The following is a 14534-nucleotide window of genomic DNA, read 5'->3' as shown; positions in this document are numbered from 1 at the left end:
CCTAGCCCTAGGCCGCTTCGTCGCACAGCCTCGAAATCTCGGCGGCGAGCTCTGCCCGCAGCCCGTCGTGCCGAGGGCCGAGCGCCGTCTCCGGCTCGCGCCAGCGCTCCGGCGGATGGAGCCAGACGGGCCTGGTGACGAGGCCGGGCGGCTCCCAGTCGTACCGGGGCCAGATGTGGGCGTGGAGGAAGGGGTCCGTGTTCCCGAGGATCTCGATGTTCACCCGGCGGAACGCGGGGTCCTGGGCCGAGCAGACGTTCTCCACCGCCAGAGCCAGCAGGTCCACGTCCGCGAGATAGCGCAGGCGCTCCGCGCGCGGGAGATCGGAGAGGCGGTCCGCGCCGGGGTCCCGCGTCAGCGCGAGCGAGTACCCGGGCAGGAACTGCACGTCGCCGATCACGGCGAAGGACGCCTCGAGCTGCGCGAGGACGGTGGGGTTGCGGCCTTCGAGCGCGGCCGAGACGCGGTCATCGCGCCAGCCGGTCATGTCGTGGCCTCCGGATCGTCCGCGCCGACCACGGCGGAGCGGCGCTCGATGAGGATGGTGTCGCACCAGGTGCCGGCGAGGGGGCCGGTGGTCATGCGGGCGATCCGCTCGCGACGGCCGACGACCCGGAAGCCGGCCCGCTCGTGCAGGCGCAGGCTGGCCGTGTTCCCGGCGATGACGGCGGACTGGACCGTCCACACCCCGCGGGCCTCGGTGAGCTCGACGAACGCGGCCAGCAGACGGGACCCGACTCCGGTGCCGGCGGCATCGGGGTGCACGTAGATCGAGTGCTCGACGACGCCGCGATAGACCTCGCGCGACGAGACGGCGGAGGCCGCCGCCCAGGCGAGCACGGTGCCGTCCGCTCCCGCCGCCACCAGGCGGAGGTCCGCCCGGCGGGAGGCGTCGAAGGTCGCCCAGTCCCGGGGCGGGGCCGGCTCGAAGGTGGCGCGGCCGGTGGCGATGCCGGCGCGGTAGATCGCCTCGACCTCGGGCCAGTCGGCGGCGACCATCGGCCGCAGCATGATCGATCCCGAGTCCGGGCCGGGCCGTGCCCTCGCAGGGGTCATCGCGCCGCGCCCTCGCCCGGAGCCCGCCGGTAGCTGATCACCGTGGTGCCGCTGGGGATCTGGTGCACGGCGGTGCGCTCGAGGTACCGCGGGGCGAAGCCGCCGCCGAACAGCGGCACGCCGGCGCCGGCGACGACGGGGTTGATCTTCACGACGAGCTCGTCGATCTCCTCGGCGAGCGTCCGGGCGAGCTCGCCGCCGCCCACCAGCCAGATCCCGCGCCCCTCCTCCTGCTTCAGCGCCCGGATCGCGGCGACCGGATCATCGGCCACCACCTCGATGGCCGGCTCCGGCCGGGCCCCCAGGGTGCGGGAGACGACGACCATGCGCAGGTGCGAGTACGCATCGGGGATCCCGGCCTGCGCCCCGATCTCGAAGGTGCGCCGCCCCATCACCGCGGTGTCGAACCGCGTGCCCGGGTCGGTGACGCCGAGGGCCGCGCGGGCCGGGGCGGGCAGCGTCTCCGGGTACTGCTCGATGAGGAAGCGCAGGTAGTCCTCGGGGACGTCGAGGAAGCCGTCGGGACCGGTGGGGTCCCCGCCGTCCGGTGCGGCGATGAAGCCGTCGATGGTGGTCGCGACGAAGTACGTGAGGGGGCGCATGGCGTCCATCCAAGTCCCGCGGGCCGGGGAACGCCCGCAGGCGCGCCCGGACCGCCGGCATCGCTCAGATCAGCGGCCAGGGGAACGCCATGCCGCTCTCGTCGACGGGCAGGGTGCGGGCGGCGAGGACGTACCGGGCGCGGCCGCGCAGGGCGCGCACCTCCTCGGCCGCGAGCAGGGCGGCGAGCTCGGCCGGGACCTCGTCGAGGAGATCGGCGACGGCGTCGACGAGATCGTCATCGATCCGCTCGCCGGCGAAGTCCCAGATGACGGTGCGCAGCTTGCCCTGGGCGTGGAAGCACAGGCCGTGGTCGATGCCCCAGATCCGGCCGCCCGCGCCGCGCAGCACGTGCCCGGCCTTGCGGTCGGTGTTGTTGGCGACGAGGTCGAACACGGCCATCCGCCGCAGCTGCCCGTGGCTCGCAGGGTCCTCGTCCACCAGGGTGAAGTAGTGCTCGCGCGGGTCGGCGACGACGAAGGACTGCAGGGAGCCGGGGCCGAAGGGCCCGTCCTCCCGGATGATCGTCTCCGGGACGATGCCCCAGCCCAGGTGCTCGCTGAGCAGGTAGGCGGCGCGCTCGCGGCGGAACAGGCCCGGCGGGAAGTCGTGCAGGGGCCGCTCGCCGAGCTCGGGCTTGTACACCGCCCAGCCGCGCTCCTCCCCGGCGCGCAGCTCCACCAGGAACGTCTCGTTGGAGCTGGGCAGATACCCCAGGGGCACGATGTCCCCGCCGGCGAGCAGGGCGCCCCGGGCGCCGGGGCGCACCGTGAGCCGGCCCTCCTGCGCACCCCGCTCCTCCCGCTGCGGGGCGCTCATGAGGGGACCAGGTCCGCGAGGGAGGCGGAGGTCGAGCTGACCGTGAGCACCACCGGGTCGCGGCCGGCGGCGCAGGAGATCGCGGAGACCGAGCCGGCGGCGACGCTGATGCGCTGGAAGGCGTCCAGCGGCGTTCCCAGCTCACGGGCCAGGTGCAGGCGGATCGGGTCGGCGTGGGAGAAGCAGACGATCGTCCCGCCCTCGTGCGCGGCGCGCAGGCGGTCGACGGCCGCGCCCATGCGGTCCTGCATCTCGGCGAAGCTCTCCCCGCCCGGGAAGCGGAACGTCGACGGGCGGCGCTGCACGGCCTCCCACTCCGGCAGCGCGTTCAGCTCCGCGAGGGAGCGGCCGGTCCAGGACCCGAAGTCCCCCTCGAGCAGTCCCGGCTCGACGGCGACGGGCAGGCCGAGGGCGCGGGAGGCGGGCTGTGCCGTCTCCTGCGCCCGCTCCAGCGGCGAGGCGTAGAGCGCGTCCACGGACAGGGCGGAGAGCCGTTCGGCGACGTGCCCGGCCTGCTCCCATCCCCGGTCGCTGAGGTGGAGGCCCGGGGCGCGGCCGGGCAGCTCGCGTCCGGTGGTCGGCGTCTGCCCGTGGCGCACCAGCAGCACGAGCGTGGCGGGGGCGGCGTCCATGGCGGACAGCCTAGGCCTCCGGGACCGCCGGTGGGAGGCTCTGTCCGGGCACCCCGGACTCCCTCGACGATCCCGCCGCTCAGGTCTAGCGTGGCCGTGTGAGCACCCTTCCCGCTGATGCCGCCACCCGTCCCGCCCCGTCCCTGAGCACCCTCGGCGCCCTGCGCGCCGCCGGGGTCGAGGCCGTCCCCCTGCGCGAGGAGCTGCGCCGCAACCTGCTGGCGGCCCTGGCCGAGGGCCGGGACCCGTGGCCGGGGATGCACGGCATGGACACCACCGTCGTCCCGCAGCTGGAGCGGGCGATCATCGCCGGGCACGACCTGGTCCTCCTCGGCGAGCGCGGCCAGGGCAAGACGCGCCTGCTGCGCACCCTGGTGGGGCTGCTGGACGAGTGGACCCCCGTGATCGAGGGCTCGGAGCTGTCCGAGCACCCGCTGGCGCCGATCACCGCCGCCTCCCGCGCCCGCATCGCGGCCGAGGGCGACGACCTGCCCGTCGTGTGGCGCCATCGCAGCGAGCGGTACGTCGAGAAGCTCTCCACCCCGGACACCTCCGTCGCCGACATGATCGGCGACGTCGACCCGATGCGGGTGGCCGAGGGCCGGCGCCTGGGCGACCCGGAGACGATCCACTACGGCCTGATCCCCCGGGCCAACCGCGGCATCGTCGCGCTGAACGAGCTGCCCGACCTCGCCGAGCGCATCCAGGTGGCGCTGCTGAACGTCATGGAGGAGCGCGACATCCAGGTCCGCGGCTATGTGCTGCGCCTCCCGCTGGACGTGCTGGTGGTCGCCTCCGCGAACCCGGAGGACTACACCAACCGCGGCCGCATCATCACCCCGCTGAAGGACCGCTTCGGCGCGGAGATCCGCACCCACTACCCCCTCGAGCTGGACGACGAGATCGCGGTGGTCCGCCAGGAGGCGCAGCTCGTCGCCGAGGTCCCGGGCGTGCTGCTGGAGATCCTCGCCCGGTACACGCGGGCGGTGCGGGAGTCCCCGGCCGTCTCGGCCAGCTCGGGCGTCTCGGCGCGCTTCGCGATCGCCGCGGCGGAGACCGTCGCCGCGGCGGCTCGCCTGCGGGCGGCCGTGAACCCCAGCGAGGAGGCCGTGGCCCGGCCCGTGGACCTGGTGACCGTGATCGACGTGCTGCGCGGCAAGGTCGAGTTCGAGCCCGGCGAGGAGGGGCGCGAGCACGAGATCCTCGAGCACCTGCTGCGCACCGCGACCGCCGAGGCCGTGCGGGGGCACCTCGCGGGGCTGGACCTGGGCCCGCTGGTCGACGCCTTCGACGGCACGCGCACCCTCACCACCGGCGAGCGCGTCCCCGCCCAGGAGGTGCTGGACTCCCTGCCCGCGCTGAGCGACCCGGGGCTCTACGACGCGATCGCCCAGCGCCTGGACGCCGACGGCCCCGGGGCGCGGGCCGGCGCCATCGAGCTCGCCCTGGAGGGCCTGTACCTGGTGCGGCGCCTGTCCAAGGACTCCGGGGACGGGGAGACGATCTATGGCTGAGCAGCGCTACGGCGCCTACCGCGGCGGCCCCGACCCGCTGGCCCCGCCGCTGGACCTCTCCGAGGCGCTCGAGGCGCTGGCCGCCGACGTCATGGAGGGCTACTCCCCCGAGCAGGCGCTGCGCGAGCACCTGCGCCGCGGCGGCCGCGGCCGCCCGGGCCTCGACGAGCTGGCCGGGAGGGTGCAGCGCCGCCGCCGCGAGATCCTCGAGCGCAGCCGACTGGGCGGCACCCTCGACGAGGTGCGGCACCTGCTGGAGAAGGCGGTGCTCGCCGAGCGCGGCCAGCTGGCCCGGGACACCGAGATGGACGCCACCGACCGCACCCTGCGGGAGATGCAGATCGAGAACCTGCCCTCCTCCCCCGCCGCGGCGGTCTCCGAGCTCGCCGGCTACGACTGGGCCTCGGCCGATGCCCGCGCCCACTACGAGCAGATCCGCGATCTGCTGGGCCGGGAGATGCTCGACGCCCGCTTCGCCGGCATGAAGCAGGCCCTCGAGAACGCGACCGCGCAGGACCGCGCCGCCGTCACCGACATGCTCCGCGACCTGGGCGACCTGCTGGAGAAGCATGCGCGCGGCGAGGACACCCCGGAGGACTTCGACCGCTTCCTGCAGCGCCACGGCGACGCCTTCCCGGAGCAGCCGCGCGACATCGACGAGCTGATCGACGTCCTGGCCCGCCGCTCCGCCGCCGCCCAGCGGATGCTGCGCTCGATGACCCCGCAGCAGCGCGAGGAGCTGATGGCGCTGTCGGCGCAGGCCTTCGGCTCCCCGGAGCTGCTGGCCCAGCTGGACCGGCTGGACGCGAGCCTGCAGGCGCTGCGGCCCGGCGAGGACTGGAGCGGCTCCGAGGACTTCTCCGGGCAGGAGGGGCTGGGCCTGGGCGACGGCACCAGCGCGCTCGCGGATCTCGCGGAGCTGGACCGCCTGGCCGAGCAGCTCTCCCAGTCCTACGACGGGTCCTCCCTCTCGGACCTGGACGTGGAGGCGCTGGCCCGCCAGCTCGGGGACCGGGCCGCGGTCGACGCCCGCACCCTGGCCCGCCTCGAGCAGGCCCTGCGCGAGTCCGACCTGCTGCGCCGCGGGGCCGATGGCAGCCTGCGGCTGTCCCCCGCCGCCCTGCGGCGGCTGGGCCGCACCCTGCTGCGCGATGCGTCCCGGCGCCTCTCGGACCGCAGCGGCCGGCGGGACGCGCACCGCGCCGGGGCGGCCGGGGAGCAGTCCGGGGCGACGCGCCCCTGGCAGTTCGGGGACACCGAGCCGTGGGACGTGGGCCGCACCCTGACCAGCGCGATCACCCGCACCGCCGCCGCGGGCGGCGATCCCGCCGCCGGGGTGCGCCTCGAGGTCGCCGACGTCGAGGTGCGCGAGACCGAGGCCCGCACGCAGGCCGCGGTCGCCCTGCTGCTGGACACCTCCTACTCGATGGCCGCGGAGGGCCGCTGGGTGCCGATGAAGCGCACCGCCCTGGCCCTGCACCACCTCATCGCCACCCGCTTCCGCGGGGACCGGCTGCAGCCCATCGGCTTCGGCCGGTACGCCCGGCAGATGGACATCGAGGAGCTCACGGCCCTTCCGGCCGAGTACGAGCAGGGCACGAACCTCCACCACGCCCTGCTGCTGGCGCTGCAGTTCTTCCGCCGGCATCCGGGGCTGGACCCGGTGCTGCTGGTGGTCACCGACGGCGAGCCGACGGCGCATCTGCTGCCGGGCGGGGAGCCGCTGTTCACCTACCCGCCGCTGCCCGAGACGCTCGAGGCGACGGTCGCGGAGCTGGACCGGGCCGGCCGCATCGGAGCCCAGGTGACGTTCTTCCGCCTCGGCGAGGACCCGGGGCTGGCCCGGTTCCTCGCGGCCATGGCCCGTCGCGTCGGCGGGACCGTGGTCGCCCCCGATCCCGAGGATCTGGGGGCGGCGGTGGTCGGCGAGTTCCTGCGCAGCGGCCACCCCGACGCCGCCGACGACTGAGGCGGCGCCCGCGGCCCCTCAGAGCTCCCGGAGCCTGCCGCCCTCGACCTGCCAGCGCCGGTCGGTGCGCACCGTCTCGAGCATCCGGCGATCGTGGGTGACCAGCAGCAGCGCCCCCGGGTAGCTCTCCAGCGCCTGCTCGAGCTGCTCGATGGCCTCGAGGTCCAGGTGGTTGGTGGGTTCGTCCAGCACCAGCAGGTTCACCCCGCGGGCCTGCAGCAGGGCCATGGCGGCGCGGGTCCGCTCCCCCGGGGACAGCTCGCGCGGGGGCCGGCCGACGTGATCGGCCTTGAGCGCGAACTTCGCCAGCAGCGTGCGCACCTCGCCGGTGGTCATCTCCGGCACCAGGGACTCGAAGGCCGCCGCCAGCGGCAGGTCTCCCGCCAGGGCGGTGCGGGCCTGGTCGATCTCGCCGATCCGCACGCTCGCCCCGAGGCCTGACCGGCCGCCGTCGAGCTCCTGCCGCCCCAGCAGGGCGCGCAGCAGCGTGGACTTCCCCGCACCGTTCGGACCGGTGATGCTGATCCGCTCTCCGGCGTTGACCTGCACCGACACCGGACCGAGGGTGAAGTCGCCCTGCCGCACCACGGCCTGGTCGAGAGTGCACACGACGGTGCTGGAGCGCGGGGCGGCGCCGATGGCGAACTCGAGGCGCCACTCCTTGCGGGGCTCCTCGACCTCCTCGAGCCGGGCGATGCGGCTCTCCATCTGCCGGACCTTCTGGGCCTGCTTCTCGCTGGACTCGGCCGATGCCCTCCTGCGCAGCTTGTCGTTGTCCGGCGCCTTGCGGATCGCGTTGCGCACCCCCTGGCTGGTCCACTCGCGCTGGGTGCGGGCGCGGGCGACGAGATCGGCCTTCTGCTCGGCGAACTGCTCGTACTGCTCGCGCTGGTGGCGGCGGATCGTTGCCCGCTCCTCGAGGTAGGACTCGTAGCCGCCGCCGTAGAGACGGTGGGCGCTCTGCGGGAGGTCCAGCTCGAGCACGCGGGTGACGGATCGGGCGAGGAACTCGCGGTCATGGCTGACCAGGACCACGCCGCCGCGCAGCCCGCGCACGAAGGCCTCGAGCCGGGAGAGCCCGTCGAGGTCCAGGTCGTTGGTGGGCTCGTCCAGCAGCACCACGTCGAAGCGGGACAGCAGCAGCGCGGCCAGCCCCACGCGGGCCGCCTGCCCGCCGGACAGCGAGGTCATCGCCACCTCGTCGAGGCCTGCGCCGCCCAGGGTCAGGTCGAGCTCGGCGAGGACCTGCGGGATGCGGTCCTCGAGATCGGCGGCGCCGCTGGCCAGCCAGCGGTCCAGGGCGGCGGCGTAGACATCGGCCGCAGCGGCGGGAGCGTCCGGGTCGGCGAGCGCCGCGGCCGCCGCGTCCAGGGCGCGGGTCGCCTCCGCGCAGCCGGTGCGCCGGCCGATGAAGGCGGCGACGCTCTCCCCGGGGACGCGCTCGTGCTCCTGCGGGAGCCAGCCGATGAAGGCATCGGCCGGGGACCGGGTGACGGATCCCGTCATCGGGGCGTCGATGCCGGCCAGCAGCCGCAGCAGCGTGGACTTGCCGGCGCCGTTCTGCCCCACCACGCCGATCACGTCGCCGGGGGCGACGGTCAGGTCCAGGCCCTCGAACAGCACGCGGTGGCCGTGCCCTCCGGCCAGGTCGGAGGCGACGAGCGTCGCGGTCATGCAGGACTCCTGTCCGTCGGGGCGAGCGGGCCCTCGCGCGGCCCCGGTCGGCATCGTACGTCGCGTCCCATGCCGGGCGTCGTCCGCCCCGGCGCGGCCCGCGCCTTCTACTGTGTCCTCGTGCCCTCGTCCCGTGCCCCGCGTCCGACGCTGACCCTCACCCGTCGCGGCCGCCTGCTGCGCACCGCCGCGGTGATGGCCGTCCTGATCCTGGTCGCGGCGACCGTGATCGTGCGCGCGAGCGGTCGCGGCGAGGACGTCGCGGCGCCCGAGGACACCGCAGCGGTCTCCCTGCCGGCCGCCACCGCGAGCCCGACGACCGCCGCCGCGGAGCCCACCGCCGAGATGACCGCCCGCAGCGGCGAGATCCCGAGCTCCGGCACGGTGGGCGACGGCAGCTGGGCGCTCGCCGCTCCGGTGCCTGCCGCGGCCGGGGTCGGGACCGTGCACACCTACGCCCTGCGCGTCGAGGGCGGCACCGGCCTCGACGCGGACGCGTCGGCCCAGGAGGTCGCGCAGATCCTCGCCGACGAGCGCGGCTGGACCGCGGTGGAGGACGTCTCCTTCCAGCAGGTCGCCGATCCCGAGCAGGCCGAGTTCACCATCTCCCTGGCCTCCCCGCCGACGGTCGACCGGCTCTGCGCCCCGGCACAGACCCACGGCCGATGGAGCTGCCGGATCGGGGAGGACGCGGTCCTGAACACCGACCGCTGGACCCTCATGACCCCGACCTACGACGACCTGTCCGCCTACCGGGCCTACATGGTCAACCACGAGGTCGGGCACTTCCTCGGCCACGGGCACGAGACCTGCTCCGGGGCGGGGCGCGCCGCCCCCGTCATGCTGCAGCAGAGCATCGACCTGGGCGGCTGCCGCCCCAACCCCTGGCCCACGGCCGACGGCGCCGCCTAGGCCCGCCCTCGGCGCCCGCCCGGCGGCTGGGGCACACTGAGAGGGTGGATGACCTGCATGTGCCTCCGGGGCCGGGCGCGCCGCGCGGGCTGCGGCTGCCGGCCTCCGAGCTCCTCGAGCAGTTCTCGCACGCCTCCGGCCCCGGCGGCCAGGGCGTGAACACCTCCGACTCCCGTGTCCAGCTGAGCTGGGACGTCGCCGCGACGACCGCGCTGGACGATGCGCAGCGCGCCCGGGTGCTCGAGCGCCTGGGACCCCGGCTGGCCGGCACCGTCCTCACGGTCACGGCCTCCGCGCAGCGCTCCCAGCGGCGCAACCGGGTCGCCGCCCGGGAGCGTCTGGCCGAGTTGCTGCGCGAGGCCGTCATGCCGCCCGTCCCGCGGCGCGCGACCCGCCCGACCCGCGGCTCCCAGCGCCGGCGCCTGGAGGCGAAGAAGCTGCGCGGGGCGGTGAAGCAGACCCGCCGCCGTCCCGGCGCCGAGTGAGATGCCCTCCGACCTGCACCATCGCGCGATCACCCGGTTTCTCCCGGGCGTCCCGCGGCCGCTATCCTGCGGCCCAGGCATCGTTCCTCAGAGGCTCTACAGCGCCCGCCCGCCCTGCGCGGCCGGAGACGACGACCCGGGCCCCAGCGATGCGCGAGGAGATCTCTCCCCCGTGGCATACGACATCCCGCCGGCGTACGACATCCCGTCCCTGGAGACGGTCCGCTCCACCCCTCCCCTGCGCGGCGCCCTCCCCGGCGCCCGCCTGCCCTATGCGCTCGAGCACGGCGAGGGGCACCGCTTCGATCTGGGCCGCGCGCTGGTCACGGTGATCGCCCGCCCCGAGGACACCGGCGGCGCCTTCTGGGCGGCCTGGGTGCTCGGCGGCCGCGACGTGGCGACCCCGTGCATCTCCCACGCCGATCCGCAGTTCCTCTACGTCACCGAGGGACGGCTGCAGCTGCGCCTGGCCGGGGCGACCCGGATCCTCGTCCCCGGGGACAGCGCGACCATCCCCGCGGGCTCCCCCGCGGCCCTGCGGCTGCTCTCGCACCGCACCCGGTTCCTGGCCGTCCTCGGCGGCACGAGCACCTTCGGGCTGGTGCCGGCGCTGGGCCTGGCGACCGAGCGGCGGATGTACGACCTGCATGCGGCCGATGTCAGCGCGGCGCGGGCGGGAGAGCTCGCGGCCCGCTTCGGCATCGCGGTCCACGAGCTGCCGGACGTCGACGCCGCCGCGGCCGAGGCCATCACGGAGCCGGCCGCGCCGCCCTCCCTCGCGACGGCGCTGCCCGCGGAGGCGCAGCCCTATGTGCTCGAGGCCGGGGAGGGCGAGCACCTCGAGAGCCTGGACCAGCTGAACACGTTCCTGGCCCGCGCACGGCACACCGGCGGCTCCTTCTTCGCCGTGCACACCAGCGGGGGCCGCTCCCCGTACATCCCGCGGCACTTCCACCGCCTGCACACGGAGAACTTCCTGTGCCTGCAGGGGCGCATCCTCCTGCACGCGGGCGGGCAGGAGATCGCCCTGCATCCCGGGGACTTCCTCCATGCGCCCGCCGGGACGATCCATTCGTTCTCGTTCGCCGCGCATCACACCCAGATGCTGGGGATCCTCACCACCGAGGTGTTCGAGCCGTTCTTCGACTGGATGAACCGGCCCACGGACGCCCCGGTGCACCAGGAGATCGGTGATCGGGCGTTCCCGGCGGAGGCCTTCGGCCGCGTGCAGGCGGAGCTGGACGTCGAGGTCGTCGGGCCGCCGCCGGGGGTCTGAGCTCCCGGCGCTCCGGATGACTGATCGATCGCGGCCCTTTCCCGCGCGCCGAAGGGGCTGCGATCGATCAGTCGTCCGGAGCCTCCCGTCACCGCCGTCCCGGGCAGATTCCCGGGCAGATGGTCGACCGGCGCCCTGCGCATCCGGGGAGTCGTGCCCGACCTGACCGTGGAGCCCTGGGGCGTCACCCGGCGTCCAGGAGCCGCCGCAGCGTCGCGCCGTCGAGGTCGCGGTCGGCGTAGATCCGCTCCCGAGGGACGCCGTCCGATGCCGAGGAGGAGGATGAGGGTCCGCCCGACGGTGCGGGCGCCGGGGCGGGCTCGGTCGCTGACCAGGGATTTCTCGATCTGGGCGTGCGCCTGCCCGAGGTCGCACATGCGGCCCTGCGGCAGGTGCTGCCAGGTGCCGGGGTCGCCGTAGACGCGCAGCACATCGGCCGCATCCTCGGCCCGGAGGGGCTCCAGGAGGAGCCGCGCCGTGCGCCGGCTTCCGCGATCGGGGTCCATGGTCCGATCCTGGTACTCGGACGGACTAGCGGGTGGTGAACGCCCCGCCGTCGAGATGGATGTTCTGGCCGGTCAGGTGGCGGCTCCGCTCCGAGAGCAGGAAGCGGAGCACGTCGACGGCGTCCTCCGGCTCCCCGGTGCGCCCGAAGGCGGTCTGGGACCGCAGGGCCTCGGCACGCTCCTCGGTCATGGTCCCCGCGAAGAACTCCGTGCCGGAGATGTACCCCGGGGACAGGCACGTGACCCGGATGCCGCGGGGTCCCAGCGCGGCCGACAGTCCTACGGCATAGCTGGCCACGGCCGCCTTGGCCGGGCCGTAGTAGCCCACGCCGTGCTCGGCCGCGATCGACCCGAGCAGGACGATCGCGCTCCCCTCGCCCATCGCGCCCTGCAGCGCCGTGACCGTCAGCGCCGCGGAGACGAGGTTGCCGGCGAGGGTCTCCTCCAGGAGCGCCGCCTCCTCCTCGAGCGTGGCGCTCGCCGGGCGGCCGATGGCCGGGTTCCCGCCTGCGCAGTGCACCAGGGAGTCGACCTTCGTCCCGGCGCGCTCGGCCAGCGCTCGGACGCCCTGCGGCGTGGAGAGATCGCAGGCCACCGCCGTGATGGTCCCGCCGCCGGCCGTCGCCCCCTCCTGCGCGACCGCCTCCAGCGGAGCGGCCCTGCGGCCGGCGATGAGCACGTCGTGGCCGTCGCGGGCCAGGGACAGGGCGAGCGCGCGGCCGATGCCGGTCCCGCCTCCGGTGATCACATGCATGGCATTCCTCGCTGCTCGGGATCCGGTCGTTTAGACCTTAATGTAGGCTCGCAGCATGAGCAACCAGACCTCACCGCGGCCCTCGGCTCCCCGGGAGTCGGCAGAGCAGGATCGCGCCGACGAGATCATGGCGGCCTGGCGCCGCGAGCGCCCCGATCTGGACCCCGCCTCCGTCGGCATCGTGACGCGGATCTGGCATCTCGCCAAGGTGCTCGGCGACCATCGGCGCCGCCTGCTCGCCGCGCAGGGGCTGGATCCGGCCATGATGGATCTGCTGGGCGCGCTGCGCCGGAGCGGCACTCCGCATGCCCTGAGCACCCGTGCTCTCGCCGCCCGGGAAGGCGTGACCCCGGCGGCGATCTCGCAGCGGATCGCGCGCGCCGAAGGGCTGGGATGGATTACGCGCTCCCCGGGACGGTCGCGCAGCGTGATCGTGACGCTCACGCCCCAGGGGCAGGAGGTCGTGGACAGGACGGCCGGCGCGATCTTCGCTCAGGACGACGAGCTGCTCTCGGGCCTGCCCGAGGGCCGGCGCGAGGAGCTCGCCGCCCACCTGCGCGCCCTGTGCCTCGAGCTCGACCCGGGAACGCCGCTCGAGCACGTCGGCCGGGAGCATCCGGACCAGGACTGACCGGAGCGCGCCGGGCCGGATGGGGGCGGCATCGCCCCTCGCGACATGGGCGAGCGGGCCCACGTCGCTGATCAGCGGATGTCGTGGCCGGGATGCCGGGCGTCATAGTCCTCGCGGGAGCGGGCGATGCCGTCGCGGTGCTCGAGCGACCAGTCCGCCAGAGCTCGGACGAGGTGGGTCAGGCTCGCTCCGGCCGCGGTGAGCCGGTAGTCGACCTGCGCGGGAACCGTCGGGTAGACGGTCCGCTCGACCAGGCCGTCACGTTCCAGGCGCCGCACCGTGAGGGTCAGCATCCGCTGGGAGATGCCGTCGATCGCCCGCTGGAGCTGCCGGAATCGTCGTGTGCCGTTCGCGAGCTCGACGATCACGAGCACCGACCACCTGTCCCCCACCCGATCGAGGACGTCCCGGATCCCGCAGTCGACGTGACCCTCCTGCCCGCATGGTTCCAGCTCCGCGACCTGGGCGGACGTCCTCGGCGAACGGCTCCGCATCGATGGGGTATGTCGTCATCGCGCCTCCCGCGCCCGTGCTCTCAGGACATCGAACTCGCATCCGGGGGCGTCCGGATCGAAGCCGTGCTCGATCAGCCAGCGCGCCGCGGTGAGGCTGCGCAGGGACCACCAGGCTCGGATCACGTCGCGGTCCGCATCGTCCCCGTAGCCGGAGAGGAGATCCTCGAGGCGGTCCTCCTGGCCGAGGGTCAGCGTCGCGAGGTCCGCCATCGCGTCGCCGCAGGATGCCTCGGACCAGTCGATGATCCCGACCACCTCGTCGTGGTCGACGAACACATGCGAGATCTGCAGGTCGCCGTGGACGAAGGACAGCGGCCACGGGCGCAGCGCGGCCGCAGCGATCTCCCGATTGCGGTGGATGACGTCGGCCGGGAGGACGGCATGGTCCAGCAGCCACCCGCACTCGCGGTCCAGATCGGCTGCGACCTCATCCGGATCAGGGCCCGACCAGGGCGGCAGCGGCGCGTCGTGCAGCGTCCGGATGGCCGCGCCTGCGGCCCTCCACGCGGCCGGGGATGCGCTCGAGGGTTCGCCGAGCTTCCCGAGCGCGCGGCCGGGGACGGCGGCGATCGCGAGGGCGGGCGCCTCCCGCCACAGGACGGTCGGCGTGGGCACGGGCGCGAGGCACATGGCCTGCACCTCGACCTCGGCGTGCTCCAGGTCCCCGTCGACCTTCAGGAACACGTCCCCTACCCGCAGCGTCGCCCGCTGGGAATGCGCGACGATGACCTCCACGTCCTCCATGGCGCCCAGTGTGTCGGAGCAGAGGGCCGCTGTCACCGGAAATAGCGGCGCGGCCGGCGCCGCGACGGGGCGGGGCCCGCCCGTCGGCACCGGCCGCGCGCCGGGGAGGCTCAGCCCTCGCGGATGGTCATCCGGGTCAGCGTGTCGCCGTCGACCTCGAAGTCGAAGCGGGACCTGCCGTTGGCGTGCTGGGAGCGCCAGTCGCCGATCACGGTGATCGTGGAGCCGGAGACCTCGACCTCCTCGACGGCGAGGGTGCCGCGGGCGCCGATGAACTCGCCGTCGCTCCAGCCCTTGATCTGCTCGCGGCCGGTGAACACGCGGCCCCAGTCGTCGACGGCGCCGTCCTCGGCGAAGGCGTCGAGGAATGCGGCCTCGTCATGGCGGTTGACGGCCTCCAGGAAGGAGGCCACGGGTTCGGGAACGGTCTGGTCTGCCATCGTGATG

At 74.7% G+C, this 14534-nt stretch carries 16 protein-coding genes; 6 read left to right on the top strand and 10 right to left on the bottom strand.

Annotation, left to right across the window (positions count from 1 at the left end):
* Nucleotides 1–7 precede the first annotated feature (7 nt).
* The 5 genes from BF93_RS03835 to BF93_RS03815 all read right to left on the bottom strand — a co-directional run bounded on the left by BF93_RS03835 (nt 8) and on the right by BF93_RS03815 (nt 3107).
* Entirely contained in the window at nt 8–487 is a 480-nt protein-coding gene (locus BF93_RS03835) for an HIT family protein (RefSeq protein ID WP_038370742.1), read from the bottom strand.
* Entirely contained in the window at nt 484–1056 is a 573-nt protein-coding gene (locus tag BF93_RS03830) for a GNAT family N-acetyltransferase (RefSeq protein WP_232226183.1), read from the bottom strand. The genes BF93_RS03835 and BF93_RS03830 overlap by 4 nt, the downstream gene beginning before the upstream one ends.
* Complete coding sequence (locus tag BF93_RS03825; protein ID WP_038371054.1) at nt 1053–1658, bottom strand: dihydrofolate reductase family protein; 606 nt, start codon at nt 1656–1658, stop codon at nt 1053–1055. Before BF93_RS03825 ends, BF93_RS03830 begins: the two co-directional genes overlap by 4 nt.
* Nucleotides 1659–1722: 64 nt before the next feature.
* A complete protein-coding gene (locus BF93_RS03820) occupies nt 1723–2475 on the bottom strand; it encodes an SCO1664 family protein (RefSeq protein ID WP_084148232.1) in 753 nt (250 codons plus the stop codon).
* Entirely contained in the window at nt 2472–3107 is a 636-nt protein-coding gene (locus tag BF93_RS03815; RefSeq protein ID WP_038370740.1) for a histidine phosphatase family protein, read from the bottom strand. The genes BF93_RS03820 and BF93_RS03815 overlap by 4 nt, the downstream gene beginning before the upstream one ends.
* Nucleotides 3108–3205: 98 nt before the next feature.
* Here BF93_RS03815 and BF93_RS03810 point away from each other — a divergent pair, with 98 nt between their 5' ends.
* On the top strand, nt 3206–4621 hold the full coding sequence (locus tag BF93_RS03810) for a sigma 54-interacting transcriptional regulator (RefSeq protein WP_051486492.1): 1416 nt from the start codon (nt 3206–3208) through the stop codon (nt 4619–4621).
* Nucleotides 4614–6590: a vWA domain-containing protein gene (locus tag BF93_RS03805; RefSeq protein WP_038370739.1), complete on the top strand. Its 1977-nt coding sequence runs from the start codon at nt 4614–4616 to the stop codon at nt 6588–6590. The genes BF93_RS03810 and BF93_RS03805 overlap by 8 nt, the downstream gene beginning before the upstream one ends.
* 18 nt (nt 6591–6608) lie before the next feature.
* On the opposite strand, the gene BF93_RS03800 is transcribed toward BF93_RS03805, so the two are convergent.
* Complete coding sequence (locus tag BF93_RS03800; protein WP_038370738.1) at nt 6609–8264, bottom strand: ABC-F family ATP-binding cassette domain-containing protein; 1656 nt, start codon at nt 8262–8264, stop codon at nt 6609–6611.
* 120 nt (nt 8265–8384) lie between these two features.
* On the opposite strand from BF93_RS03800, the gene BF93_RS03795 reads away from it, so the two are divergent.
* The 3 genes from BF93_RS03795 (at nt 8385) to BF93_RS03785 (ending at nt 10937) form a co-directional block, all read left to right on the top strand.
* Nucleotides 8385–9176, top strand: a complete 792-nt coding sequence (locus tag BF93_RS03795; protein WP_156954030.1) for a DUF3152 domain-containing protein — start codon at nt 8385–8387, stop codon at nt 9174–9176.
* Nucleotides 9177–9220: 44 nt separating this feature from the next.
* Nucleotides 9221–9661, top strand: coding sequence for an alternative ribosome rescue aminoacyl-tRNA hydrolase ArfB (gene arfB, locus BF93_RS03790; protein ID WP_038370736.1), 441 nt, complete (start codon nt 9221–9223; stop codon nt 9659–9661).
* A gap of 172 nt (nt 9662–9833) precedes the next feature.
* A complete protein-coding gene (locus BF93_RS03785; RefSeq protein WP_232226182.1) occupies nt 9834–10937 on the top strand; it encodes a cupin domain-containing protein in 1104 nt (367 codons plus the stop codon).
* A 531-nt stretch (nt 10938–11468) separates the two neighbouring features.
* Here the strand turns inward: BF93_RS03785 and BF93_RS03775 are convergent.
* Nucleotides 11469–12197: an SDR family NAD(P)-dependent oxidoreductase gene (locus BF93_RS03775; RefSeq protein ID WP_038370734.1), complete on the bottom strand. Its 729-nt coding sequence runs from the start codon at nt 12195–12197 to the stop codon at nt 11469–11471.
* 55 nt (nt 12198–12252) lie between these two features.
* On the opposite strand from BF93_RS03775, the gene BF93_RS03770 reads away from it, so the two are divergent.
* Nucleotides 12253–12828, top strand: coding sequence for a MarR family winged helix-turn-helix transcriptional regulator (locus BF93_RS03770; RefSeq protein ID WP_084148230.1), 576 nt, complete (start codon nt 12253–12255; stop codon nt 12826–12828).
* 71 nt (nt 12829–12899) lie between these two features.
* Here BF93_RS03770 and BF93_RS03765 read toward each other — a convergent pair whose 3' ends face one another.
* The 3 genes from BF93_RS03765 to BF93_RS03755 all read right to left on the bottom strand — a co-directional run bounded on the left by BF93_RS03765 (nt 12900) and on the right by BF93_RS03755 (nt 14527).
* The gene (locus tag BF93_RS03765) at nt 12900–13220 is read right to left on the bottom strand and encodes a winged helix-turn-helix transcriptional regulator (protein WP_332248904.1); all 321 of its coding nucleotides are present in this window, start codon (nt 13218–13220) and stop codon (nt 12900–12902) included.
* Nucleotides 13221–13337: 117 nt separating this feature from the next.
* A complete protein-coding gene (locus BF93_RS03760) occupies nt 13338–14087 on the bottom strand; it encodes a phosphotransferase family protein (RefSeq protein ID WP_038370732.1) in 750 nt (249 codons plus the stop codon).
* A 110-nt stretch (nt 14088–14197) separates the two neighbouring features.
* Entirely contained in the window at nt 14198–14527 is a 330-nt protein-coding gene (locus BF93_RS03755; RefSeq protein ID WP_038370731.1) for a nuclear transport factor 2 family protein, read from the bottom strand.
* Between the last annotated feature and the right edge of the window lie 7 nt (nt 14528–14534).

The sequence above is a fragment of the Brachybacterium phenoliresistens genome (assembly GCF_000576425.1).
In the GTDB taxonomy this organism is placed as follows: domain Bacteria; phylum Actinomycetota; class Actinomycetes; order Actinomycetales; family Dermabacteraceae; genus Brachybacterium; species Brachybacterium phenoliresistens.
Note: the sequence above shows the minus strand (reverse complement) of the source record. Positions and strands in the feature narration are given on the sequence as shown.